Source organism: Ruegeria arenilitoris, assembly GCF_013031355.1.
Classification (GTDB): Bacteria; Pseudomonadota; Alphaproteobacteria; order Rhodobacterales; family Rhodobacteraceae; genus Ruegeria; species Ruegeria arenilitoris_C.
Window position 1 is genome coordinate 249,185 of record NZ_WPZO01000006.1, and the last position, 24,449, is coordinate 273,633.

A 24,449-nucleotide genomic window follows, 5' to 3' on the forward strand; every position below is an offset into this window, starting at 1 on the left:
CACATGCGACGCGCGGGCCATCAGGACATCTGCGCGTCGGCACGATGACAGTCAGGAAGCCTCAATGAGATTACTTTTTGCAGCTTTGATGTCGATAGGTGTTGCCGGGACAGTGGACGCCGAAGTCAATCTCGATTGGGCTGATCTTGTAGACGTATCCGCGCAAGCGTTTGAAGATCCTTTCGAGGATTTGAGCTACGATCAAATGGATGACTTAGTCATGGTCGTACGTTTGCGCCAACGCCTCGAGAAGCCAGAAATACCCCTTGAAGAGCGAGAGAAGTACAAGGCCCGTCTTGCTGAAACGGAAGAACGGTTAGCCCAAGCCGATATTGATGTAGCGTGGCTTCTCTCGCAGAGGTGGTTGGTCGCAGAACGTAGAAAAGAAGCCGCATGGGCAGGAAACCCCCAACTGGATGGACAAACAGTGACAGTTGCCGGATTTGCGATACCCGGTCCGATTGACGATACCGGAGTTGCAACCGCGTATTTGGTTCCTGAGCGAGGGATGTGCAGCCATTTGCCACCACCGCCACCCAATCAGATGATCAGAGTACGTTTGAAAGACGGATGGGCGCCCTCATACGTACATGAACCCGTTCAGTTAACCGGAAGACTGAACATAGAGCCATCCGAGCGCCAAGTCATGGTCGTCGATGGCCTAATGCCGCTACGCGCCACATTCGATCTGGAAGTCGAAGCTGTCAGAACATTAGGCAGTGAAAATGACAGACGCGAAATGGAACAGAGCGCCGCTGATCGCATCCGGGCTGCGATGGATCGCAAAACGGGTGGGGAAAGAGCTTCGGAATGATCAGAAACCTGCTCGCTGCACTGGTCATTGCATCCGCTGGCTCGGTCTCGGCGCAAGGACTGTCCGGACCCTCTTCGGTCCAAGCTGACCTGGAACCCGGAGATGGGCTGACCGATCCACAATATCGTTCGGACTTTCCGCGCAACATCGCACCGGGTTGGTTCCGGTGGAAAGACCGGTTGGCCGATAGCGGGTTTCGCTTCAACATAGATTACCTGGCGTTGGGTCAGACCACGAATTCGGATCTGGGCACCGGCGAAGCGGCCAGTGGTATCGTTCGGTTCTACGGTAGTTGGCAGGCCACCGAACGTGGTTCTCTGACATTCAAGATCGAAGACCGGCACAGTTACACCGATGTTGCCCCACAGTTTCTCGGGCTGGATGGCGGAGCCCTTTCGATCACAGGAACAGCGTTCAACGATAATGGTTTGCTGCTAACCAACCTGTTTTGGACCCAAAGAGCCGGAGACGGCTCTTGGACACTGCAAATCGGTCAGATCGACGTGACTGACTTCGTGGATATTTATGGTTTGGTCAGCCCCTACAGTAGTTTCCAGAACCTGTCGTTCAACACAAACCCGACAATTAACACGCCCAATCAAGGCCTTGGTATTGCCGGTGGGTTAAAGCTGAGCGAAAATTTCTACGCCGTTGCGAGCGTCTCAGACGCAAACGCAGATCCGTCTGATCCAAACTTTGACGTGTTTAGCGATGGCAATCTCTTCAAATCACTTGAGCTTGGTTACACTTCCGGCTTTGATCGCATCTACTTCGACAATATCCACCTGACCCTCTGGCATGCGGATGCAGCTGACGATGGTAGCCGTCCAGAAGACTACGGTGCTGCGTTTTCAGCGGCATGGTTTTTAGACAATAAATGGATGCCGTTCTTTCGGGCAGGGGCTTCAAAGGGGACGGCGGCACTGTATGATCGATCCGTTTCTGCCGGGCTGGGTTACTACGGCCGCAATACTGACCTGGCCGGGTTGGGTCTGAACTGGGCCGAAGCAAGAGGCGTAGACAGTGACCAATTCACGCTTGAAGCATTCTATCGCTTTTCAATCTCACCCGGACTGCAAATCACACCATCGGTGCAGTTCATTTCCGACCCGCTTTTGAACCCCAATCAGGATAACATCACTCTGTTCGGCATACGAACCCGGATCGTTTTCTGATGCTGGTTGGCAGCAGCGGCCAGAACCAAACGAATAAGAGAGGATTCGCCATGAAGACCCTGTTGGCCGCAACTGCCATAGTGATCGCCTTCGGTGGCGCACTGCACGCCAGTGAAGAAAGTAAGACATGGGACGCGTCAGACGAGGCGAAGCAATTTGTGCATGACACGATCGTCCTTGGCATGTTGGCGAGCCCTTATGGTACTGGCTGGACCGAATATGAGCAGCTCCACACTTACTTTGAACGTGCTCGGGACAACGGCATTACAGGGCATGAGATGACTTTGGCCGCGGCGGATATGTCCTTCGATACCTTGCTTGAGCAGCACTACCACTTCCGCGCGGCGATGGCACAGCAACCGGAAAATTATCTCATCGTGAATGAAACCCGCGATATCGAGGCTGCCCATATACAAGGTAAGACGGCAGTCATCTGGAACAGCCAAACCGCCACGATACTGGATGGCGACCTCAAGAAGATGGCATTGCTCAAGGATATGGGGATCAAGAGTATGATCCTGGCTTACAACGACATTTTCCGTACCGGCTCGGGGCAGTTGGCGGCCTACAACGGGCGCGACATCGGTCTGACACCCTGGGGGAAGTCGGTGATCGATGAAATGGTGAGGTTCGGCATCCTGCTGGACCTGAGCCATACAGGTTCCAAAACGGCCAACGATGCCATGGACTACATGGACGAAAACTATCCCGGCGTGCCCTATGTTTACACCCACTCTGTCCCTGCTGGTCTTTACGCCAACGAACCCTACGCCACGCCACGCGGTTGTTACCGGGCCATTCCCGACGATGAAGCGCTGCGTGCGGCCAAGTCGGGCGGTTATATTTCTCCGACATTCACAGAATGGATGATGGACGGTGTTTGGCCCGAGGACATCTCGCCCAAGCAGGCTGCCGATATGATCGACTATTACGTCCAACTTTTGGGAGTCGACCATGTTGGGATCGCAACGGATGACATGTTCTCACTCGAACTCGTCGTGCAGTTCGCAACTGCTAACGCAAGCATGTACGACGATGGCGGCTACATGATCGATGCCTTCAATAAAGGGGCTACCGGCAACGGTGAACTTGCCAAAATCCTTGCTGCGATAACGGATGACCTTTGGGCGCGTGGCTATTCAAACGAAGACCTTGCAAAGATTTATGGCGGCAACAAGATGCGGGTTTATGCACAAGTTTGGGAAGGCAAACCACCCGAACAATTCCTGAAAGAATACCCAGAACGTCTGCGCCTAAGGCAAGAGCTTCGTGATGGGTTCTATTCTCGATAAATTTGAGAAACTTGCCAAAGAAGATAGATGCCAATACGAGCCTTTGATCAGTGTTGGATTTGGCATGACTAAACGACCCATGATGTACTCCCGCAATGTACTCCGAGCGGCAGCGGATCATCCTTATTTTAAAGGACGCCAGTAAAACAAGGGCTGTTTGATGGTGGGTGATGAGAGACTCGAACTCCCGACATCTTCGGTGTAAACGAAGCGCTCTACCCTAATCCGCACGTGCAACAAGGTGCTGTATTCTACTTTCGCCACCGACACCCATAGAAAAGATGTCTAGTGTTGTCAGTGGCTTGATCCTTTCACACTTTATAGGAAAGCTCAAGCTCAGGAGAGTGTGCTATGCAGAACTGATCCCGGTATTGGAGCGACAACTGCAGCCCATGTGCAGCGGAGATGCAGCGGTCATCGTCGTATCAAAAGGGGGTATGGGGGCAATTGTCGACGCATTGTTGTTAGATGCCCCCTCGAAAAAATGCACCGTAAATTCTTCTACTGAGCCTACCCTGCTTTAAAAGCGCAGGCGGTCACGGATATTCAGCACCGGCACTGAAACCGTTCGCAAATATCACCGTGCATTCATCTAGGTGCTAGCCAACAAGCCAACGCCAATTGTCGCCAGTTGCCGCCTTGACTAGGAACTCGTGAACGCCCATGTTCACATCGTCATTCAGTTGGGGACCCTTGGGTCTCTGGGGATGGTGGGGGGTTCAACTCCTCTGGTGTTATCAGGACTCGCTTCGTTTTTTCTGGTTTTAATCATCGCCTCGAAACATTTGCTACGTAAGGGTGCCAGCAAAGAAAGGAGTTCCACTATGGAAAAAAAGTCAAACGTTAATGCCAACATCAACCTGTCTAAGTCCGTCCACGAAGCTCTTCATGAATTCGCAGTGTCGTTCGGAGCGGGTTTCCTTGGTGGCGCCATCCCATCCATTGCCCCGCTACGTTGAGCAGCGTAGCGGGACTCGTCCGTCTAACCCAATCAGGACTTTCGAAGCACCTTTAGTGTACGCGATTTGTGACAGTTCGAACTTGCCGCAGACGTTGGTCTACGTGCCGCATGGTTCAGCTTGAGAAAGCCCAACTAAATACCTATCGTCGAATTTAGGAAGGTAGGTGTTTTGGACTCGTATCTCGATATAGCACACAAGGTACTTCGCGCGTCCCGCAGACCGATGTCTGCGAAAGGCATTCTGAACGCCGCCTATCGAGCTCAGATTGTTCCCGAGCACCTGCGTGGGAAAACTCAGCACAAAACGCTCCAAGCACGTTTGAGCGAAGATATTCTTCACCATCGGTCTACATCGCTATTTTATCGGACTGAACCGGGAAAGTTCTTTCTAAGCGAGTTGATGTCTGACCCGGATATCCCCGATAAATTCAAGGAGATATTTCCAGCACGAAGAAGAACCCGCGACTTGCAGAATGATAATGCGCTCGGGATCAGCCGGAAGTTTCTCAAGAATTGGCGTAACACGACAGGCAATAGTGATATTGTCGAAATGCTCGCTGAGGCTGAGCGACAGGAAGCCATTCGCTACCTGCCTCAGTCTGGGAATTCTGAGTACGCAACCGTTTGGACATTCTCACTCGTTAGGCGAAATGACGAAGTACTATCTTATCGAATAGGTAGATATCGCGACGACCGTGAGGCCTTTGCAAACAAGAGGACTATTGGGTTTCCGGGTGCGGTCACAATTAGTGACAGGTCACTGTTCTCTCAAGAAGACTACGGGGCGACAGAAAATGCATTTCGAGTACTCTTGCTTGATTTAGACTTGTCGTCACAATCCTTTTTAGAGGAAAACCCCAAAAAACCTTCTCCCCTTTTTGTTTTCGAGACAGAGGGAGATGACGGGGTAAGTGTATTATTAATTGTTCTCGAATGGATATGCCCAGACTGGTTTGAACCGACAACTCGGAAATTATCCTTGAATGACCCATGTTGGCTAAATTTTTCGGTTCAACCCAACAACATTGACGATTTTGAACCTTGGAGTAAAACAACCTTACGCAGAATTGTGTCGCGTGAGTTTGCGGAAGAGTGACTATTAAGAACGTTCCCCCTGAAAAAGCGGCATTCATCCGGTACGAGTTGGAAAACGGCGACGACCGAAGAAAAAAGGTGGCGCTTCAAGAAATCGCTCGGACCTACCGAAGCGGGGGTCGCTTCGCGCCTGACATTCGCAATGGTTTAGAGCTTACCATAAATGGATTGCTTAGCGCCCGACAGGACGCCAAAGTGACACGCTGGTGCTTAAACTGCATAGCACAGATGGGAACTCGTTCAGGCTCGATGCATTCAGTTGAACGGATGCTTCAACAACAGGTTGGTGATCCTGAGATTATTGCAGCCGCAGTTGCGGCAGCCGCGAAGCTTTACGCCGGGCAACTGGACGAGTGCGATGCGCTTGGTACGGTTCAGCCGGAAATCAAGACACTAGCTGCACTACAAATTGTTCCGCCTTCGAAGCTCGACTTAACAGGGTTCAAGATCGATGTTGATGCAGCCGACGACGAGGTTCTCAAACTTGCACTTATCACTGTCGGCCTGAACAGAGCTTTTGAGAACATGTTCCATCCAAGGCATACCAATGCGGAGTTGGTAAAGGCTTTGGGTCAGCACGACAACAGGGTAGTCAAGCAATACTCGGTCTGGTCCGCGATTGAAAACCATGGGCTAAGCATCCACGACTTGGGGATTCCTTTTGCCAATCTCGATAGCGAACCTTCGAATGTTCAAGCTAAGATGCTGCAGCTTGGCGCAGAAAAGATCGTTGACCTAAAAGAGCGCCAAGAAGTTATTCAAAAAGGTTCATACTTGCCGACGGTCGAGGCTCGGGAGGGACTCGCTAAGGGCTTGCAGTCGGTTTACTACGATGGCTTAGAAGGTGTGACTTTGGACTGGTACGATATTGAAGGAAGCCTTCGCGTCCGTGAATTGCTTGCCGAACACTTTGCCCGATATGGTTCAACTTGTGGTCCGTATGAAGAAAAGGCACTTGAGTTGTTTGAAGCCGAGTCGACGCTAAAGAAGCGGCTTTATCTCGGAGCCGAGGGCACGTCACTTTTCGGAAAGCTGAAAGCCAACGACCTTAGGGAGGGCACCCCTGATATGTTCGGCGGCGACCTCGACCCTTTAACGACCCGACTAATTGAGGAGAGAAAATTGCCGACCGTGAACGTGCTAATGATGTGCGCATCCCCGAAGGACGCAGGCGATCCTCTGCGGCTTGATCAAGAAGCACGCGATCTCAAAGAGCAGATCAGGCTTGTCGAAAAGCCCAAGCAGGATGTTGTTGTGACGCACGCTTGGGCGGTTAGGACCGACCAAGTTCAAATGGAAGTTTTGAACAATGTTCCCGACATCCTGCATTTTAGCGGCCACGGCGGCACAGGACTGCTTTGCTTCGAGGATAAGAATGGCGATATGGCTACTGTATCTGCCGCCGCTGTCGAAGGGCTGGTCAAGCTCAGCGACAGCGTTCAGTGCCTCGTCTTAAACGCCTGCTATTCGGAGAGCATTGCAACTCAGGTAAGCGCCCATGTTAAGGCCGTGGTTGGATGTTCTGTCGCCATTGGAGATGACGCTGCGATTGCCTTCACAAGAGCCTTCTATCGCGCTTTACGGCACGGCCACCCTTACCGCCGCGCATTCGATCTGGCGCTGAATGATCTGCAGTTGTTGGGTATGGAAAGCGAAGCGAAGAAATACAGGTTTGTCACCGGCAGCAACTAGTAATTTTGGAGTACGGGCCGGACCTGCGGTTGGCCCTACCTGCCGGTTCCAACGACACCACTAAGATGTCTGGTCCTAATGCTTCTCATCTCGCACAATACTTGCGTTGCGAACTTCTGCGCACTGCCGCTTTTCGTAAAGAGCTTAATATGCCGAGCAGCCTGAGTTGCCCGAAAACAATTACTAATCTCTGCCGTTGACAGCTGACATCTAGGACAGCCGTGGTGAGATGCCCGCAGGTGACTTTTGTTAAAGTAGGCCGAACTACCGGCTCAAGGTAGCTAATGAGCCTGCACGGGGACTTCTGGAATCGAGGCTTCGCGAAGATGCCGGTATTAAGCACAGCTTGACCTGAATGCTCACCTTCGGCTTGGCTTGAACAGTTCATGGAACCTGCCCCACCCAAAGAAGACAGATTACATCCCGCAGGGGCGAGGCTTACGCCCCGCCCTTTGCTAGGTTGTCCCGCTTCCAAAGAGGTTGCAGGTTGCTGTAGTGGCAAAGTTCGATGAGGTGTTCCAAAGACCGCGCAGCTGAGAGAGGGGTAATATGGTCCACCTCCCATTGACCATACCGATCCCATGTCATGCCGTCTGTGAAGCGTGCCTCAATGTGCTGTTTCAAGTCCTCCTGAGAGCAGTCAACCGAATTAGACGGGCTCGCCCGCCCCATCAGCACTTGTCCCGACCGGTTTAGTACCGACCTATACATCCGGTAAGATGGGTCGACTGCTCGACATCTCCGATCTCGCTGCGCCGTTTGCTCTGCATTGCACTGCACACACTGGCGATTGCTAACGTACCGCTCGGACACGTGCCCATACTTACACGGACGACCCGTCCAGAAACGAGAAAGGCCGCACAGGGCGGCCTCTTCACGAGTCAGGAACGTCTGTTCCGCAGCTATGTCAAACGGCATTAGGCTACTGCCGCCACCTGACGACCCTCCAACCGGGCAAGCAACTCAACCTGTCTCGGACCTTTCGCACATACGGGTCCACTATTGACTTGACCCGACAGCAGCCAGTTCAGCAGAAGATTCCGCATTCTCTGAGATGGCATGTAGAGTGTTACCCTATGCCTTGGAGTGTAGGCGCGACCGGTTCCGTTTAGACCTCCGACCCGTATTGCGGATCGGAATAGCCACTGCACCAGTTCTGTCAACGCATAGGCATCCGAGAACCTACGAGCCTCCTTGCTGTCGCGTTTCATGCGTAGGAAGGTCAACAGTTGTGGGTTGGGGTGTTGATCATATAGGTACACCGCTGTTGTGCACCCGACATGGTCATTAGTGCCGCGTGTAGTGTTGGGCACAAAGCTGACACCGTTTGTGGTCCACTCCTCGTCAAAGGTCTCCGTGTCCTTGTTGTACACGTCTTCCTTCATTGCGCGACCGAACAGCCGTGTATGCTTTGATAGCCTACCTGCCTTTGGCTTTTGGCCTGTTACTGCCCCATGCCACAGGTCACGTGCACAAGTCAGCATAACGGTATTGAGGTTTACTCCATACAGTTCTCTATCCTTGAACTTGCGTAGCTTCTGACCAATCGAAGAGCACTCCCGATGTGTTTTGATCGACTTTAGCTGTGCGCAATGTGTCCACTTTTGGCTCCCTATCTCTGGCATGGGTAGAACCGTTAGCGCGTTAGCAACGTCTTCTCGCCATGCTGCCTCATCTACTGCATCCAGACGCTCCACCTCCAGTGTGAAGCATTCGGGGTGGTCTTTCCGCAGTTTTTGCAGGTACTGCAGCAGCACCGATCCTTCCGAAAGGTACGTGTAAATCGTCACGGACTTGGGCTTGAGCAAGAGTTCTTTGGGAATGGCGAGCACGAACAGCTTCTCGCTTATGCGATAAAGTGCACCCGACTTGGCCTTTTCATATAGTGATCGGTTAAGTGTCTTGTCCCCTATGCGGTATAGCTCATCCCACTTTTCTGTTGGAACAATACGTCCGTCAGGCTCCTCTTCTGCCATGCCAAGACCGAGGTAAACTGCATCAAAGTCAATCTTTCGGATTGTCTGGTCCACCTCGAAGGGGTTTACGACCTCGTCGATGATGAGATTGTATCCACTAAGCAAGTGATCGACTTCGATGGTCGGTTTGCCGTGGCTGTCGAACTCAGTACATCTCGCAACCCCGGTGTCTTGGGTTGCCAGAGTTCCGAGACGGTAGAATAGTTGATGAGTACAAGCGATTGACTTACCCGCCCGTATCAACTTTTCGCAGTGATCGCGTTTGTTGCCGCCGTTGCAAATGGGCTGTGTCAGAATGAAATCGGAACCCGTTCGGGCACCTTTGATGAACCGTTCCACCTCACTTAGATACGGGACAACGGCTATGTATTTTTCCGACTTTTTGAAGTTGCGGTTGATTTCTGTGGATTTGCCATACCCACAGGGTTTGTCGACAATAGTGATGTGGGGCATTCAAGCCTCCTGTGTTCGGTCCATTGGACCAGTTTGGGGAATGCGCTCTGGTGGATACCGAGCAAATGGAACTGCCCCGTTGGGGCGACTGGGAGGAAATCCCGGTGAACACGCAATGGCTAAACTAGAGGGATCAAAAGCCCTCTTTTTAGTACCTTTGCTTACAGGTCAGCGTGATTTAGTGTTTATTTACTTATACTTACTTGCCGATTACTCCACTCGCATTGGAGTGAAGGAAGGCCAAGTCGTCTAAGCGACCCGATCAACACTGACCAAGCGAAACCTGTATGCTCAACTGAGGGAGGGGTTTTGCTCAAATGAGGGATTGGTAACGCTTGTTAGTTCACAAGACGGAGGGTTAGCGCCTGTGTGTTCACAAGAGGAAGGGTTAATGCCATTTCCAAATGTGTGCGGGACAGAAAGCCAGCCAAGGGACAGCCGAAAGGCTAGGGGAGCAGTGTTGTCGCTTGATAGGGAGTAGGGTGGTCAAAAATTGACGCATCGAGAGACTACGACCACCCTCCACAGCATCACGCCGTTTTAGGCATGTTCGACGGCTGCCAACTTTGCCACGATGTCATCGGTCTGCAGGTGGGTGTAACGCATCAGCATCCGCAAATCCCGATGTCCGCTGATCATTTGGACCTGCGCCAACGATAATCCGCTTTCAACAAAGCGGGACACCGCCTCGTGTCGAATGTCATGAAATGTAAGGTCTACCACGCCTGCCCGTTGCCTGAGGCGCTCAAAGGCTAATCGCACAGAATTACCAGACAGGGGCAAACACCGGTCGTTCCCGCGTGGCAGGTCCATCAAAACGGCAACGGCATTAGGGCTGAGAGGCACTGTACGGGCGCGACCGTTTTTGGTTTGGGGCAAGAATACTGTCCGACGCTCAAGGTCTACATGCTTCCATTGTATCGACAGCAATTCCCCTCGGCGCATCCCGGTTGCCAAAGCAAGCGTCAGCAATGGCTTCATCAGCGGAGACCGAGCTTGGTTCACGGCTTCCAGCAAAGCCTGCCATTCTCCCTGCCGCAATCGTCTCTCTCGGCGGTTGTCGATCTTGGGCCGCCGGACAGACTTGACTGGGTTCCCCTGTGGCAGGTTCTGCCCCCAATCCTCACAGGCGACATCAAGGGCGTGCTGCAACCAACCCAGCTCCCTCACCACAGTCGCCGCCTTCATGGATTTAATGCGCTGGTCACGATAGTGGACAAAGTCAGCGGATCGCAGCTTGCTGACCTTCCTGCTGGCTAACTTGGAGCACTTACGCAGGAACCCGTTGATTGCGTAACTTTCATTATCTGCGCACCGTTTCTTGCTCGTGACATTATCTCGGTATTTTCGCAGCACTTCACCAAGCGTCATCTCGGATGCACCCACACTGAGGGCTGGGGTTAGCAATCCCCTGTCGGCGCTCAACTCCGTCTCACGAGCCCACTTCGTCGCATCAGCACGCTTTAGAAAGGACTTGGATCGGGATTGCCCGTCCTTCCGAACCGTCGCCTGCCACTTTCCGCTAGGCCGTTTTACGATTGTTGCCATGGCCCATATCTCCTGTGTTGGAGACATCTTTTCTGTCGAAGTGCAGCGGAGGCGCAGCGGACACAGTTTCATGCGCAGAACAGCAAAAGGTGCTAGTCGCGTAAGACCTTGATACATTGTGGGGAAAGGATGGTGGGTGATGAGAGACTCGAACTCCCGACATCTTCGGTGTAAACGAAGCGCTCTACCAACTGAGCTAATCACCCGTGACGGTGCATGTAGCCAAGCCAGCGCGCGGGCGCAAGAGGGTCTGGCACAATTTCTTTGATGCAATGCCAGCTCTGGCGGATTTCTTGATCCTGCCCCTCGTTTATTTCGTTCATTTTCGGCAGGCTGCAACGTGGGCCACGGGGAAAGTCGCTTGCGCGTCCTATGCGCCCTCAGATATTCCCGAGGGGACTGCAACCTTCCAGACGGGAGAGCACATGATCCTGTCCCTTGCCCGCCGATGTGCAATCACAACCTTGGTGTTGGGCACTTTGACGCTGGCCCCGATCCGGGCCGGAGCGGGGGAGGTTTTGGTTTTCGCTGCCGCCAGTCTGAAAAACGCTCTGGACGAGATCGCGCCGATCTTCGAACAGCAAACCGGGCATGAAGTGACGGTGTCCTATGCGGCCTCGTCCGTGCTGGCGCGGCAGATTCAGCTGGGGGCACCTGCGGATCTGTTCATTTCGGCAAATGTGGACTGGATGGATGTTCTGCAGGATCAGAACCTGATCGACGCGGATTCGCGGGTGGATTTACTGGGCAATGAGCTGGTTCTGATCGGCGGGGCGGGTCAGGATCAGATCGGCCGAATGCAGCCGAATGTCGATCTGTCTGCAAAGCTGGGGAGCGGGCATCTGGCGATGGCGCTGGTCGACGCGGTGCCGGCGGGGATTTACGGTAAGGCGGCGCTGCAGAATCTGGGGCTGTGGGAGGGTGTGCAGACCCGGATCGCCCAAACCGACAATGTCCGCGCGGCGCTTGCACTGGTTGCGGCAGGGGCCGTGCCGCTGGGGATCGTCTATCAGTCGGATGCGCAAGTCGAAGACCGGGTTCAGGTTGTGGCCTCGTTCCCGCCTGATCTGCACCCGCCGATCATTTACCCGGCAGCGGTGACCGCATCCGGCACAACCGAAGCAGATGCGTTTCTGAACCACCTGCAATCGGATGTGGCCCGGGAAGTCTTTGAACAACAGGGCTTTGCCCTGCCGGGGCGCTGACGGATGGGATGGTTGGGTCCGGCAGAGCTTGAGGCGCTCAGACTGTCGTTGCGTGTGTCCTTCTGGGCGACGCTGGTGACTTTGCCGTTTGGCATTTTTGTAGCTTACGCGCTGGCCCGCTGGCGGTTTCCCGGTCGTCAGCTTCTAAATGGGCTGGTGCACCTGCCGCTGATCCTGCCGCCTGTGGTGACCGGGTACCTGCTGCTGTTGACCTTTGGTATCCAGGGGCCAATGGGCAGGTTGCTGGCCGAGTTTGGGATCGTCGTGGCCTTTCGCTGGACCGGCGCGGCGTTGGCAGCGGGAATCATGGCCTTTCCTTTGATGGTGCGCGCCATCCGCCTGTCGATCGAGGCGGTGGACCCGAAATTGGAACAGGCCGGGGCAACGCTGGGCGCGTCTCGGCCCTTTGTGTTTGCCACCGTCACCCTGCCGATGATCCTGCCTGGCGTGATCGCCGGTGCCATCCTTGCCTTTGCCAAAGCGATGGGAGAGTTCGGGGCCACGATCACCTTTGTCTCGAACATCCCTGGCCAGACCCAGACTCTGCCCTCGGCGGTCTATGCCTTTCTGCAGGTGCCGGGGGGCGAAGGCGCGGCGACGCGATTGGTGATCGTTTCGATCATCATCGCCATGGGCGCACTATTGCTGTCGGAATATGTCGGTCGTCGTGCGGCCGCGCGGGTGTCCGGGTCATGAGTCTGTCTGTCCACCTGCAGCACGATTTGCCTGACCTTACGCTGGATCTCAGCTTTGATGCGCCCTCAGGCGTAACGGTTCTGTTCGGGCGGTCCGGTTCGGGCAAGACCACCGTAGTCAATGCGGTGGCCGGTTTGTTGCGCCCCCAGGCGGGGCGCGTTGCCGTGGACGGGTGGGAGCTGTTCGACACCAAGAAAAACCTATGGCTGCCACCACACCGTCGGCGCTTGGGGTATATCTTTCAGGAAGGCCGCCTGTTCCCGCATCTGACTGTGCGACAGAACCTGTCCTATGGGCGCTGGTTCGCGCCAAAACGGGCGCGTCGCGAGGACCCGGACAAGGTGATCGAGATGCTGGGCATCGGCCATCTGCTGGATCGCCGCCCCGCGGGCCTGTCGGGCGGGGAAAAGCAGCGTGTCGCCATTGGTCGCGCCCTACTGGCCAGTCCGCGGCTGATCCTGGCAGATGAACCTCTTGCCGCGTTGGACGACGCGCGCAAGGCCGAGATCCTGCCCTATTTCGAACGGCTGCGGGATGAAGTTTCGGTTCCGATTCTCTACGTCACCCATTCCGCGGCCGAAGTCGCGCGGCTGGCGACCTCGGTTGTTGCTTTGCAGGATGGCAAGGCGGTGCGGCACGGCCCGGCCTCTGAGGTGATGGCCGACCCGTCGATCGCTCCGGCGGGCGTGCGGGCCGTGGGGGCGGTGTTGAAGGTTCGGGTTCGGGACCATCACGCCGATGGGTTGACCGAACTGGATGCCGGTGGCGCGCGACTGTTCCTTCCACGCATCCCGCATCAGGTGGGGGAAGAGCTGCGCATCCGTATTCCGGCGCAGGAAGTCATCCTGTCCAACAAACGGCCCGAGGGATTGTCGGCCCTGAACATGCTGGAAGGCGCGGTTGATACGATCCGCGCGGGCGACGGGCCGGGGGCCATCGTTTCGGTCCAGACCCCGGCAGGGCCGGTGCTGGCGCGCGTCACCCGCCGCTCGGTCGAGGCGCTGGGGCTGGAGCCCGGCAAGCCGTGCTATGCGGTGATCAAGACAGTTGCTCTGGCACCGCAGGATGTCGGCGGGCGGCTGGGCAATCGCTAAACCTGGACTTTACTCATCATCCGGGCCCCCTATGATTTATGGAAATGCCCGAGTGTGTTTCAGGCCAAGGATTTGTTGCTATGCGGTTTCTCAGAATTTCAGGCGCAGTTGTTCTGCTTTTGCTACCAACGCTGGCGCAAGCCGTCGGAATTGGTTTTGCCGTCAGGCCCGGGTATCGTGCGACGGTCACGCAGTTGAAAAATGGTAATTACCAGGTGGCCACCCATGGCTCGTCCGCGGCAATCGCCTATTGGTGCGGCATTGGGGATTTTGCCATCCGAACACTCAGGCTGCCGACAACTCAGCGCATTTACGTGGCCAAAGCCTATGACAAGCAGACACGGACCGTGCAGTTTTCGCTGACACCACCCGAGGGCGGTGACACTTCAAAGAGTTATTCGATCTCGGTCAGCCGTGTGGGCGAGAATATGTCGGCATCCGGGGCGCAGAGCCGTTGCTTTGACAACCTCATGGATTTTGATTTCTGAGCGCAGTCAAATCCACTTGGCCATCGGCGGCAGGCTCATCAGTACCGCATCGGGATCATGCCCGGTTTCCAGCCCAAACTTGGTGCCCCGGTCATAAACCAGGTTGTATTCGGCATAGAGACCACGATGCACCAGTTGGGTATTCTTGTCGTCGTCACTAAATCCCTGCACGCGGCGCTTTTCCACCAAGGGCAGAAAGGCGGGCAGGAAGGCGCGACCGATATCCTGCGTCAGCGCGAAATCCGCCGCCCAATCGCCGGTGCAATAGTCATCCATGAAAATGCCGCCGACTCCACGCGCGCGTTTGCGGTGAGGGATGTAGAAATACTCGTCCGCCCATTCCTTGAGGCGCGGGTAGTGACCCGGGCCGTGCGGGTCCAGGTGCGCCTTCTGCGTGGCGTGGAAATGGGCGGTGTCGTCGTCGTATTCGATACAGGGATTCAGGTCTGATCCGCCGCCGAACCACCACGCGTGCGGCGTCCAGAACATGCGGGTGTTCATATGCACTGCCGGAACATGCGGGTTCTGCATATGCGCGACCAATGAGATGCCCGAGGCCCAGAAACGCGGATCATCCGCCATGCCCGGAATACCCTTGCGGGCAGCCATCGCCTGCTGCGCACGGGCGCCCAGCGTGCCGTAAACGGTCGAGATATTGACGCCGACCTTTTCGAAAACCCGCCCGCCGCGCATCACCGACATCAGCCCGCCGCCTGCGTCCGAGCCGTCCTCGGATTGGCGCGTGGTTTCCTTGACCTCGAACCGACCGGCCGGGGCATCGGAAAACGGCCCGGTGTCGTGGCTGTCTTCCAGCGCTTCGAACGCGGTGACGATTTCATCACGCAATTGACGGAACCAGGCAGAGGCGGTGGATTTCTCGGTGTCGAACATGGGGATCAGTGGGCCGGGGCTGCGACGGGGTCCAGCAGGGTGCGACCGCCGTCAATGGTCAGAATTTGTCCGGTGATGAACCCGGCGGCGTCCGAGGCCAGATATTGCGCCGTCTCGGTCAGTTCCGAGGGTGCGGCGATCCGGGCTAACGGAGTGTGCTTTTCGATATCGTCCCGGAAATCGCGGTTTTCTTTCAGGGTGGATTGCAGCGAGGCACTCATCACCGAGCCCAACGCGATGGAATTCACCCGGATACGGTTCGGGGCCAGCGCCACGGCCAGCGAACGGGTCATCTGGTCCAGCGCGGCGGTCGATACGGAATAGGCCATCAGGTCAGGGTGCGTACGCCGGGCAGCAATCGATGACAGGTTGATGATCGACCCGGCGGGATTTTCGTCATCGTCTCCGGCCTGCTTGATCATCCGTTTGGCGACCAGTTGGCTCAGCCGAAGGGCAGGCATCAGGTTCTGGTTCAGCAGGGTGCGGACCGAGTCATCTTCGGTATCCAGCGGGTCGGAGGGGATCACCTGCCGCGCGCCGTTGATCAGGATGTCCACCTGATCGAACGCGTCGAGGGTGGCCGACAGCAGATTGGCGATGGTCAGCTTTTCGCGCAGGTCTCCGGCGAAGAACCGGATGTTGCTGTCATCAGCCTGCTCGCCCAGTTCCTCGGTCAGCCGTTTTTCGTCCATATCGGCAAACATCACATTGGCACCTGCATCGGCAAAGTGGCGCCCGATGGCCAGCCCGACACCGTTGGCCCCGCCGGTCACGATTGCGGTCTTGCCAGCTATGGAAAAGGACATGCGTATTCTCCTGAGTTGCGGCGCAGGTTAGCCGGGATCACCGCCGAGGGCGAGAGGCATGAAAGACCTTGAACCGATTGTCGCCGGTCACTTCTTCGACATGAGAAAAAGCGTCGGTCAAAGCGGCCTCGTAGGGTAGGTGGCGGTTGGCCACCATCCACAGAGACCCGTTGCGGGTCAGGTTCTTGGCGGCCGACCGGATGAAGCCTTGCCCCAGCTCCGGTTCGGCACTGCGGCCAGTGTGGAAGGGCGGGTTCATCACCACCGTGTCGATGGGCTCAGACGCGCGCCAGGTGACCGCATCCGCCCAGTGAAATTGTGCGCGCGGGTCGGCTACATTGGTTTGGGCGCAGTTCAGGGCGGTGTGGTCGGCCTCGACCAGATGCAGGGCCTTCAGGCCCGGAGTCTGCAGCAGCCCGGCAGAAAGGTATCCCCATCCTGCGCCAAGGTCTGCGACACAGGCGCCGAGCTTGGCGGGCAATGCCGCCAGCAACAAAGCCGAAGCCGGATCGATGCCATCCGCAGAGAACACCCCCGGCGCGGTCTGAAAGCCGTCTGCGGTCTGATGTTCGGGCGCAGCCCAATCCGCAAAAGCCTGGCGATCCGACTGGAACCAGAAAATTTTGCCATGGGCCTTGGAGATCGGCCCCTCGACCGCGACGCGTTTGCGGATGTCTTTCAGCAGGCTGTCCACGCCATCGGTCTTGGCACCGTCCACGACGACGACTCCACTGGCGCGGGCGCAGGCTTGATGCACCATCGAGCGGGCCAGCGCCTTGGCGCGCGGCAGGATCACGATGGCATCCTGACAGGGATCATCCGCCTCAGGCACGACCGCGAACCCTTGATTGGCAAAGTGATCGTGGAACGGTTTGAACGGCTGCACCATCTGCGTTTCACGCGGCAAGGCCGACAGGTCACTGGCCAATGTCGGCCCAAGCACCGTCAGCGGTTGCGACAGCGAAAGGCCGCTTTGCAGGGCAAGATCAAGACGAGGGGACATGAGTGCTGTAGAAAGAGCAGCGCGGGCTTACTCTTCCCGCTCCATTGTGCATTGCAGCGGGTGCTGGTGCCGGCGTGCGAAATCCATGACCTGACCCACTTTGGTCTCGGCAATCTCGTGGCTGAACACGCCCACGACGGCGACGCCTTTCTTGTGGACGGTCAGCATGATCTCGAACGCTTGTGCGTGGGTCATGCTGAAGAAACGCTCCAGTACATGCACCACGAACTCCATCGGGGTGTAGTCGTCATTCAGCAGCAGAACCTTGTACAGCGGCGGGCGCTTGGTCTTGGGGCGCGTCTGCACCAGGACCGACGCGTCGGGGTCGTCCTCCGGTTTGTCAGACATGATCCATTTGTGTTCAAGCATCGCGTTCTACTGTCCGATTCAGGCTTCGGTTTATCTGTGCGCTTATATAACGTCGTACCAGCCAGAGAAAAGAGCCAGCAGGACGTATTCGACATGGGTCAAAACCTTACCACAATCGGCTTCGATGCGGATGATACTTTGTGGCACAACGAACGTTTTTTTCAACTGACGCAGGCCCACTTCACCGATTTGCTGGCCGATCATGCCGAGAAGGACCATCTGTTGGAGCGGCTTCTGGCGGCCGAAAAGCGCAACATCAGGCATTACGGATACGGCATCAAAGGTTTTACCCTGTCGATGATCGAAACTGCGATCGAGGTGACCGAAGATCGGGTTCCGGCCTCGGTCATTCGCCAATTGGTCGAAGCCGGGCAAGAGATGCTGGCCCATCCGATCGAGTTATTGCCCCATGCGCGCGAAGCAATCGAGGGTGTCGCGGCGACTCATCAGGTGGTGCTGATCACCAAGGGCGACCTGATCGATCAGGAACGCAAACTTGCGCAGTCCGGGTTGGGTGAACTGTTCGACGGGGTCGAGATCGTGTCCGAGAAGACGCCGCAGACCTACCACCAGATTTTCAATCAGTACGAGGGCGGGCCTGCATCGGCGATGATGGTTGGCAATTCGATGCGGTCCGACGTAGTGGCCCCGATTCAGGCGGGGTGCTGGGGTGTGTATGTTCCGCACGGGCTGGTCTGGGAGGTCGAGCAGGCCGAAACGCCCGCCGACAATCCCCGATACCGCGAGTTGCAGGATCTGGGTCAACTGTCCAACCTTGTGCAGCGGCTTGGGTGATGTTGCCGAATGGTCTCAGTTTCGAAAATTCGGTGTGGTGCCGCGGCAATTTCTGGTCACATTCAAGGATGTTGTGGGGCGCGCAGCCTGTTTGGCCATATGTTGTAGGTCGCGCGAAGGGCAACCAAACAGCGATTTGATGAGCTTTTAGTTTATTTCATTGGGTCCCTGTGCTAGCCTTGAGGGTAATAAAATAATTACAAGCTGACCGGGAAAACCCGGCGGCCCGAGGTAGACAGAGGCAAAGATCGTGCAGGTTCGGCGGACAGTTCCGGCCCGAATGGGCTTATTTCTTATAGCATTCTTGTGGCTGCTCTCCTTTGCGCCGTTGCAAGGGGTGGCCGCGCCTTATGCGGCAATGGTGATCGACGCGCGCACCGGTGAGGTGCTGCATTCGCGCAACGCCGATACACGGCTGCACCCGGCTTCGCTGACCAAGATGATGACGCTCTACATCGCGTTCGAAGCGGTGCGGAACGGCGAGATTGACTTGGATACGCAGGTTCGCATCACCCAAAAGGCCGCGTCCGAGCCGCCCTCGAAGCTGGGTCTGCGCACGGGGCAGACAATTGCCTTTCGCTATCTGATCCGCGCTGCAGCAGTGAAGTCGGCCAATGACGCCGCCACCGCCATCGGCATCGCCATCAGCGGATCCGAGGCCGCCTTTGCCCGCCGCATGACGCGGACGGCCAAGGCCATGGGCATGAGTCGCACCACCTTCAAGAATGCGCACGGCCTCACCGAATCGGGCCACCTGTCCACAGCGCGGGACATGACCACGCTGGGCCGTCATCTGTTGTATGATTATCCGCAGTATTACAACCTGTTCTCGCGCCAGTCGACTCATGCGGGGATCAAGACGGTTCCGAATACGAACCGCCGCCTTCTGGCGGCCTATAAGGGCGCGGACGGAATCAAAACCGGCTACACCCGCGCTGCGGGTTTCAACCTTGTGGCCTCGGCCAAGCGCAAGGACGAACGGATCATTGCCACCGTGTTCGGCGGCAAATCCGGTGCATCGCGCAATGCCAAAGTGGCCGAGCTGCTGGACATGGGCTTCCGCCGCGCTCCGTCGCGGGCGCCGATCCGCAAACCGGCCCGTCCGGTTTATGCCGGGAATGCCGGGCTGGGCGCGACCGTCGCAGCCCTGACCGGCGCGCCGAAAACCAGCCTGCGGCCGGTGCTGCGCCCCGGACCTGGTGCCGCCGTGCAGGTGGCCGGCACCGTTGCGGCGACCGCCGCCAAGAATGGTGCACGTATTCAGAACGGTATCGCCGCAGCTATAGCTGCAGCGGATGTCCAGTCGCCGACCGACGACACCACGCGCCCCGCCGCGCGGCCGGAGGATCTGGTTCTGGCGTCGACCGATCCAACCGTACAGCCCGAGCCCGAACAGGAAATCGTCACGCGCCTGTCCACATCCGGCGGGCATCTGTGGGGCGTGAATGTGGGCCGCTATACCACCCGATACGAGGCGGAGAAGGTTTTGCTGAAAACCGCCCTGTCGGAAATGACCACTCTGGAAGGAACTCTGCGCAAGGTGAACCAAAGCTCGCGCGGGTTCGAGGCGACGTTCCAGGGCATGACCCGCGAACAGGCCGATCTGGCCTGCCGCAGGCTTCAGGCCCGGAATGTCACATGTTTCATGATCGGGCCGTCATAAGACCCGACATACTCTCTCCTGAATGGGTCTGGGCTGCGAGGAAACTCGCAGCCCTTTTTTATTAGGGTGCCTTAATCGAACACATGCCCGTGCTGGTATTGTTCGTCCTGCCCGGCGGCGGCTGTCAGGGCGGCCACGTTATCCTTGGTGAAGAACCCGTCATAGTGGTGGCAACGCTCAATATACTCAGTGATCAGCAGCGTGTATTTCGAGTGTTTCGAGAATATCTGCTTCAGGTTCGGGTCGTCTTTGCACTCACCCACCACATGCGCCAGGAACGCAACGCCCTTGTCCTTGAGCGTGTTGACCACGAAATCGACGTTCTTTTCCCCTGCATTGTGATCGCCATCCTGAATCTCAACCGCCATGTGATGCAGACGACGGCCGAAATTGCGGACGAAATCCTCGGTCGGCATGGGCAGTTGTTCAAAGGAATTGACGAAGGAGGGCGTGTTGTTCGCCGTGAACACTTTCGCAGGTGACTTCTTGTCGTCATCCACATTCGCGTTACGGTTCACGTTGGTCGACGAGTTCATGTCGAAAATGTTGTACGCTCCCCAGAAGTAATAGGGCACCATGGTCAGGAACTCGAGGATCGCGTCCTCACGCTCACCGGCCAGAATGCGGGTGGCAAGGTGGTCGATCCCCAGCATCAGGGGAGAGATCTTGCTGTCCGACCCAAAAGCCGCAGCCTGATCCAGCTGCGCCTGTTCCGCGTCGCTCAGCAGTACGCGATCGCCCAGCCCAAGACTGTCGGTGTCGTTGAAATCCAGCGTCGAGTACCCAACCCGGTTGCAGGTGAAATCCGACGGTGTGGTAAAGCAGAACCCATTTTGCGTGTAGAACGGGTTCTCGGTATCGCCTTCATACTCAAAGCGGATGTTCTGGGCTTCGAGTGTCTTGGTTAGGGTCTTCAGGTCGGTCGCGCCGTAGATCTCTCCGACATAGCGAGTCTGCGGCGTGTTGCGCGCCAATGGGTACATTCGGTTGATGCGCGGGATGAAGTCCTCAAAGCTGGGGTTCAGCGGTGCCATCACGATCATGGCTGGATAGTCGGAATGCGAATGCAGGACCGAGAATTTGTGGGTCTGACCCATATAGGTGGCCGTGTGGCGATACGGGGTCATCACATACAACTCGATCAGCGTATCGAACAGCGCCGTGGTTTCCACCTGCAGTACGATCGCCCGCATCGGGCCGACCTGATCGGCAACACCTGAACTGGTGCGCCGCTCGTAGATCATCGGCAGGTATTCGTTGAAGAAGTCCGAGTTCTTCTTGTCCCCTCGGGGCTGGTAGGACATCAAATCAAAAGACATTAAAACACCTCCTTGCGCTTGCCCGGTGGCAGACGGGCGCGGCCTTGCCTGGATTTCCAATAATCAGAACATGCACTTGCAGGCATGCTAGGGTCTGAAATCCAAGGGGGCAACAGTAAGAAAGTGGGGCGGCGTTCTTACGTCTGCGTGGCTATCGGGTGAATTTTGTCACCTCGACCCCGCCAGCGATCAGGTTCTCGCGCACCGACCGGGCGATTTGTACCGCCGTGGGCCCATCGCCATGCAGGCAGATCGTGTCGATCGAGGTTTCCAGCCGTTTGCCGGTTTCGGTGACGATGGCGCCTTCGCGAACCATGTTCAGGATTCGCGGCCCCGCAAGGTCCGGATCATGGATGACCGCACCGGGCAGGCTGCGATCCAACAGCGTACCGTCATCATTATAGGCGCGGTCGGCAAAGATTTCGCCAACCCATTTGCAACCCAGTTCGCGCACGGCCTCTTCCTGTTTGGTGACGGCCAGAACCATGATGATAATGTCCGGGTCCACGTCCAGCGCGCCCTGATAGCAGGCCCGCGCCATGTCGGTATCGACCGAGCACATGTTGGCCAGTGCCCCGTGCAGTTTCAGATGCCGCACTTCGGTCCCGACCGCCTTGGCCATCCCCATTGCCGCGCCGAGCTGAAAGCGCACCAGATTGCGCAAGCTGCCATGGGGCACCTTCATATTACGCCGACCAAACCCTTGCAGGTCGGGAAAACCGGGATGCGCGCCAATGCCTACTCCGTTTTCGGCCGCCAGTGACATCGTCTGTGCCATCACGTCCGGGTCGCCCGCGTGAAAGCCGCAGGCGATATTGGCCGAGGTGATGATCTTCAGCAGGCTCTCATCATCGCCCATCTTCCAGGGGCCAAAGCTCTCCCCCATATCGGCATTCAGATCGACGCTGGGCATCGGCAACACTCCTTACTCGGTGGCAGAGATCATTCCGCCGATCAATTGGTAGGACAACAAGTCCGGGATGTCATGTGGATCACGCACCAGTGGCTCGACCCGTGCCCGCAGCCGCGCCAGTTCGGCCAGATAGGCCGCGTGCAGGGCGACGGCCTCGTCCATCGTCACGAATTCAAACTGTATCTGACCACCCGCCGGCGTCTGCGCCGCGCGGGGCAGATCACAGGGCAGGACAGTGGCAATGCGGGGGTAACCTCCGGTGGTCTGACACTCGGGCAGAAGGATAAAGGGATTGCCGGTGCCGGTCATTTGAATGTCGCCGGGGGTGATGACCTCGGACAATATGTTCAACTGGCCTTTGGCGGCGAAACCTTCGCCATCGCTCTCCATCTGCATTCCCATCCGGTTCGCCCGCGCCCCGCGCCGGAACAGCGTCCGGGCAAAACGGTTCAGCGTGTCCTGATCGAACAGGGGGGTCTGAAAGCTGGCGACTATTCGCAGGGTGCCTCCGGCGAACCGCTCATCGGGTCGCAGCTTCATGCCAGCGCTGCCAGAGAATGGGCCGGCTGGCAGGATGTCACCCGCCTGCACTGCGCGCCCGACCTTCGCGGTCAGGTGGGTCGAACGCGACCCCAGAAACAGTGGCGCATCGATTCCACCTCCCAGATGCAGATAGCCATAGGTTCCCTGCGTCACCGCACCGATGGTCAGCTTCTGCCCGGTCTCAAGAGTATGAGAGGCATTCCAGACAATCGGACTGCCGTCGATACTCGCCTGCATCGGTGCCCCGGTCAGGGCGATGCTGACAGGTTGAGTGGCCTCAAACGTGCCGCCCATCCCGGCCATTTCCAAGGCGGCGCAATCTGGGCTGTGCCCCAACAGGGCCGCACCTTCGTGAAGGGCCAACTGATCCGCCGCACCGGACCGCGACAGGCCCTGATCCAGATAACCCGAGCGCCCCTGATCCTGCGCAGTGCAGGCCGGTCCGATCTGATGCACCAGCAAGCTCATGCGGGGATCTCCGTGCAGGTCGCGCCGCCCGTGCCGTCATTGGTCGCGCGGATCGCTTCCAGTTCGTCCCGACTGACCGGAAGGAACTGCATCTCATCCCCGGGGCGCAGGGCAAAGCTCTGCTTGGCTTCGGGGCGGAAACACCGAAATGCGGTCTGGCCCACATGCCGCCACCCGGTTGGGGTCGGCCCCGAAAACAGCACGAATTGCGAGATCGCCAAAACTAGCGCCCCTTCAGGCACCATCGGGGTCAGTTCCTTGAGGCGTGGAATGTTGAACTCGGGACCCAATGGACCGAGGTAGGGCTGACCGGGTGCAAAGCCGATCGTCAGAACGCGCACACGAGTATTGCTGAGGCGTTTGATGGCTTCGGCTGGCGCTAGCCCCGCTGCGGCGGCGGCCTCATCCAGTTGTGGCGCAAGCTGGCCACCATAGACGGTCGGCACCTTCCACAGACGACGCCCGGCGGGCAGCGATGCCTGATACCAGTCCTGCTCCTTCATCATCAGCTCAAGACGCGCCTGGATCTCTGAGTGTGGCAGGCGAAGTGGATCAAACCGGATATAGGCCGAAGCAAGAGAGGCCGAAGTCTCCTCCACCCCCTCCCAGTTCCGGGAATCGATGGCATTGCGGAACGCGAGGGCGGCGCGATTGGAGGGTTCCGCCATCGTATCGGCAAACGAAACCAACAGACCGTCCAGGCCAACGGTTCGTATGCGCGGGAAAGAGGCTGCCTGCTTGGGTATCATATCACAATGCGTTCGGACGTTTCTTTGCCGCGAGGTGATCTTATCCGGAGCCAATGCGCAAGCCCCGGACCCGACCCCGAGTCTCTTTCCATGCCCAAAATGCGAGTCGAGTCGGCAAAAACGACCGAAAACTGAATCGGTTTCTAGCGACCGAGTCGGGCTGGACTTGTGGGTGCGGCGGGCGGACTCACTATATATAGAGTGGGTGCGGACGTGGCTGGATAGAAGCTCTGTATTTCATCACCGGCATTTGAGTGATTTGGCAGGGGGTGCTCTGCCGATGTGACGTATAACTATCTGAAAATACTTTAGAAAAAAAGAAAATGCAAAAAAAACGCGCGGGATGTGATTTTCCACTTGCGGCTAGTGTTGGTTATACTTAGAACCCCCTTCACCGGCGCTGCTGAGGCGCTCGGGACACACCGGCGAGACGGTGGGACG

General features: G+C 57.0%; 21 protein-coding genes and 1 tRNA gene. 11 read left to right on the top strand and 11 right to left on the bottom strand.

Features of this window, described 5'->3' with window-relative positions; all coding sequences use genetic code 11:
• Positions 1-64: 64 nt before the first annotated feature.
• The 5 genes from GOX63_RS16035 to GOX63_RS16055 all read left to right on the top strand — a co-directional run bounded on the left by GOX63_RS16035 (position 65) and on the right by GOX63_RS16055 (position 7,029).
• Positions 65-814, top strand: coding sequence for a DUF3299 domain-containing protein (locus GOX63_RS16035; RefSeq protein ID WP_170546387.1), 750 nt, complete (start codon positions 65-67; stop codon positions 812-814).
• The gene (locus GOX63_RS16040) at positions 811-1,989 is read left to right on the top strand and encodes a carbohydrate porin (protein WP_170546390.1); all 1,179 of its coding nucleotides are present in this window, start codon (positions 811-813) and stop codon (positions 1,987-1,989) included. Before GOX63_RS16035 ends, GOX63_RS16040 begins: the two co-directional genes overlap by 4 nt.
• Positions 1,990-2,039: 50 nt before the next feature.
• On the top strand, positions 2,040-3,281 hold the full coding sequence (locus GOX63_RS16045; protein ID WP_170327064.1) for a membrane dipeptidase: 1,242 nt from the start codon (positions 2,040-2,042) through the stop codon (positions 3,279-3,281).
• A gap of 1,130 nt (positions 3,282-4,411) precedes the next feature.
• Positions 4,412-5,338 (top strand): HTH domain-containing protein, encoded by a 927-nt coding sequence (locus GOX63_RS16050; protein ID WP_170546392.1) that lies wholly within the window; start codon positions 4,412-4,414, stop codon positions 5,336-5,338.
• A complete protein-coding gene (locus GOX63_RS16055; protein WP_170546395.1) occupies positions 5,335-7,029 on the top strand; it encodes a CHAT domain-containing protein in 1,695 nt (564 codons plus the stop codon). Before GOX63_RS16050 ends, GOX63_RS16055 begins: the two co-directional genes overlap by 4 nt.
• Before the next feature lie 917 nt (positions 7,030-7,946).
• Here the strand turns inward: GOX63_RS16055 and GOX63_RS16060 are convergent.
• The 3 genes from GOX63_RS16060 to GOX63_RS16070 all read right to left on the bottom strand — a co-directional run bounded on the left by GOX63_RS16060 (position 7,947) and on the right by GOX63_RS16070 (position 11,212).
• Complete coding sequence (locus tag GOX63_RS16060) at positions 7,947-9,458, bottom strand: hypothetical protein (RefSeq protein WP_170546398.1); 1,512 nt, start codon at positions 9,456-9,458, stop codon at positions 7,947-7,949.
• 540 nt (positions 9,459-9,998) lie between these two features.
• Positions 9,999-11,006 carry a tyrosine-type recombinase/integrase gene (locus GOX63_RS16065; protein ID WP_170546400.1) on the bottom strand — a complete coding sequence of 336 codons (1,008 nt, stop codon included), beginning with the start codon at positions 11,004-11,006 and terminating at the stop codon, positions 9,999-10,001.
• Positions 11,007-11,136: 130 nt separating this feature from the next.
• A tRNA-Val gene (locus GOX63_RS16070) sits at positions 11,137-11,212 on the bottom strand.
• 219 nt (positions 11,213-11,431) lie between these two features.
• Between GOX63_RS16070 and modA the strand changes: the two genes are divergently transcribed.
• The 4 genes from modA (at position 11,432) to GOX63_RS16090 (ending at position 14,489) form a co-directional block, all read left to right on the top strand.
• Positions 11,432-12,211: a molybdate ABC transporter substrate-binding protein gene (modA, locus tag GOX63_RS16075; RefSeq protein ID WP_170546402.1), complete on the top strand. Its 780-nt coding sequence runs from the start codon at positions 11,432-11,434 to the stop codon at positions 12,209-12,211.
• 3 nt (positions 12,212-12,214) lie between these two features.
• Positions 12,215-12,907, top strand: coding sequence for a molybdate ABC transporter permease subunit (gene modB, locus GOX63_RS16080; protein ID WP_170327062.1), 693 nt, complete (start codon positions 12,215-12,217; stop codon positions 12,905-12,907).
• Positions 12,904-14,001, top strand: a complete 1,098-nt coding sequence (gene modC / locus GOX63_RS16085) for a molybdenum ABC transporter ATP-binding protein (RefSeq protein WP_170327061.1) — start codon at positions 12,904-12,906, stop codon at positions 13,999-14,001. The genes modB and modC overlap by 4 nt, the downstream gene beginning before the upstream one ends.
• 80 nt (positions 14,002-14,081) lie before the next feature.
• A complete protein-coding gene (locus GOX63_RS16090) occupies positions 14,082-14,489 on the top strand; it encodes a hypothetical protein (RefSeq protein WP_170327060.1) in 408 nt (135 codons plus the stop codon).
• A 6-nt stretch (positions 14,490-14,495) separates the two neighbouring features.
• Here the strand turns inward: GOX63_RS16090 and hemF are convergent, their stop codons facing one another.
• The 4 genes from hemF to clpS are packed head-to-tail and all read right to left on the bottom strand — an operon-like array spanning position 14,496 to position 17,558.
• Positions 14,496-15,380 (bottom strand): oxygen-dependent coproporphyrinogen oxidase, encoded by an 885-nt coding sequence (gene hemF, locus GOX63_RS16095; protein ID WP_170327059.1) that lies wholly within the window; start codon positions 15,378-15,380, stop codon positions 14,496-14,498.
• A 5-nt stretch (positions 15,381-15,385) separates the two neighbouring features.
• Complete coding sequence (locus tag GOX63_RS16100; protein ID WP_170327058.1) at positions 15,386-16,186, bottom strand: SDR family NAD(P)-dependent oxidoreductase; 801 nt, start codon at positions 16,184-16,186, stop codon at positions 15,386-15,388.
• A 37-nt stretch (positions 16,187-16,223) separates the two neighbouring features.
• Positions 16,224-17,189, bottom strand: a complete 966-nt coding sequence (locus GOX63_RS16105) for a class I SAM-dependent methyltransferase (protein ID WP_170327057.1) — start codon at positions 17,187-17,189, stop codon at positions 16,224-16,226.
• 27 nt (positions 17,190-17,216) lie between these two features.
• Positions 17,217-17,558, bottom strand: coding sequence for an ATP-dependent Clp protease adapter ClpS (clpS, locus tag GOX63_RS16110; protein WP_170327056.1), 342 nt, complete (start codon positions 17,556-17,558; stop codon positions 17,217-17,219).
• A 93-nt stretch (positions 17,559-17,651) separates the two neighbouring features.
• On the opposite strand from clpS, the gene GOX63_RS16115 reads away from it, so the two are divergent.
• Complete coding sequence (locus tag GOX63_RS16115) at positions 17,652-18,353, top strand: HAD family hydrolase (protein ID WP_170327055.1); 702 nt, start codon at positions 17,652-17,654, stop codon at positions 18,351-18,353.
• A 280-nt stretch (positions 18,354-18,633) separates the two neighbouring features.
• Positions 18,634-20,016 (top strand): D-alanyl-D-alanine carboxypeptidase family protein, encoded by a 1,383-nt coding sequence (locus GOX63_RS16120; protein ID WP_170327054.1) that lies wholly within the window; start codon positions 18,634-18,636, stop codon positions 20,014-20,016.
• 71 nt (positions 20,017-20,087) lie between these two features.
• Here the strand turns inward: GOX63_RS16120 and GOX63_RS16125 are convergent, their stop codons facing one another.
• The 4 genes from GOX63_RS16125 to GOX63_RS16140 form a co-directional block, all read right to left on the bottom strand.
• The gene (locus tag GOX63_RS16125) at positions 20,088-21,335 is read right to left on the bottom strand and encodes a hypothetical protein (protein WP_170327053.1); all 1,248 of its coding nucleotides are present in this window, start codon (positions 21,333-21,335) and stop codon (positions 20,088-20,090) included.
• A 151-nt stretch (positions 21,336-21,486) separates the two neighbouring features.
• Positions 21,487-22,248 carry a LamB/YcsF family protein gene (locus GOX63_RS16130; protein ID WP_170327052.1) on the bottom strand — a complete coding sequence of 254 codons (762 nt, stop codon included), beginning with the start codon at positions 22,246-22,248 and terminating at the stop codon, positions 21,487-21,489.
• 12 nt (positions 22,249-22,260) lie between these two features.
• Positions 22,261-23,259: a biotin-dependent carboxyltransferase family protein gene (locus tag GOX63_RS16135; protein WP_170327051.1), complete on the bottom strand. Its 999-nt coding sequence runs from the start codon at positions 23,257-23,259 to the stop codon at positions 22,261-22,263.
• A complete protein-coding gene (locus tag GOX63_RS16140) occupies positions 23,256-24,008 on the bottom strand; it encodes a 5-oxoprolinase subunit B family protein (protein WP_170327050.1) in 753 nt (250 codons plus the stop codon). Before GOX63_RS16140 ends, GOX63_RS16135 begins: the two co-directional genes overlap by 4 nt.
• Positions 24,009-24,449: the final 441 nt, after the last annotated feature.

Coding starts and splice junctions, on each gene's coding strand:
- modC (WP_170327061.1), top strand. CDS start 12,904: ATGAGTCTGTCTGTCCACCTGCAGCACGATTTGCCTGACCTTACGCTG.
- modA (WP_170546402.1), top strand. CDS start 11,432: ATGATCCTGTCCCTTGCCCGCCGATGTGCAATCACAACCTTGGTGTTG.
- GOX63_RS16140 (WP_170327050.1), bottom strand. CDS start 24,008: ATGATACCCAAGCAGGCAGCCTCTTTCCCGCGCATACGAACCGTTGGC.
- GOX63_RS16130 (WP_170327052.1), bottom strand. CDS start 22,248: ATGCCCAGCGTCGATCTGAATGCCGATATGGGGGAGAGCTTTGGCCCC.
- GOX63_RS16100 (WP_170327058.1), bottom strand. CDS start 16,186: ATGTCCTTTTCCATAGCTGGCAAGACCGCAATCGTGACCGGCGGGGCC.
- GOX63_RS16035 (WP_170546387.1), top strand. CDS start 65: ATGAGATTACTTTTTGCAGCTTTGATGTCGATAGGTGTTGCCGGGACA.
- modB (WP_170327062.1), top strand. CDS start 12,215: ATGGGATGGTTGGGTCCGGCAGAGCTTGAGGCGCTCAGACTGTCGTTG.
- hemF (WP_170327059.1), bottom strand. CDS start 15,380: ATGTTCGACACCGAGAAATCCACCGCCTCTGCCTGGTTCCGTCAATTG.
- GOX63_RS16040 (WP_170546390.1), top strand. CDS start 811: ATGATCAGAAACCTGCTCGCTGCACTGGTCATTGCATCCGCTGGCTCG.
- GOX63_RS16060 (WP_170546398.1), bottom strand. CDS start 9,458: ATGCCCCACATCACTATTGTCGACAAACCCTGTGGGTATGGCAAATCC.
- GOX63_RS16135 (WP_170327051.1), bottom strand. CDS start 23,259: ATGAGCTTGCTGGTGCATCAGATCGGACCGGCCTGCACTGCGCAGGAT.
- GOX63_RS16045 (WP_170327064.1), top strand. CDS start 2,040: ATGAAGACCCTGTTGGCCGCAACTGCCATAGTGATCGCCTTCGGTGGC.
- GOX63_RS16065 (WP_170546400.1), bottom strand. CDS start 11,006: ATGGCAACAATCGTAAAACGGCCTAGCGGAAAGTGGCAGGCGACGGTT.
- clpS (WP_170327056.1), bottom strand. CDS start 17,558: ATGCTTGAACACAAATGGATCATGTCTGACAAACCGGAGGACGACCCC.
- GOX63_RS16090 (WP_170327060.1), top strand. CDS start 14,082: ATGCGGTTTCTCAGAATTTCAGGCGCAGTTGTTCTGCTTTTGCTACCA.
- GOX63_RS16120 (WP_170327054.1), top strand. CDS start 18,634: ATGGGCTTATTTCTTATAGCATTCTTGTGGCTGCTCTCCTTTGCGCCG.
- GOX63_RS16125 (WP_170327053.1), bottom strand. CDS start 21,335: ATGTCTTTTGATTTGATGTCCTACCAGCCCCGAGGGGACAAGAAGAAC.
- GOX63_RS16115 (WP_170327055.1), top strand. CDS start 17,652: ATGGGTCAAAACCTTACCACAATCGGCTTCGATGCGGATGATACTTTG.
- GOX63_RS16105 (WP_170327057.1), bottom strand. CDS start 17,189: ATGTCCCCTCGTCTTGATCTTGCCCTGCAAAGCGGCCTTTCGCTGTCG.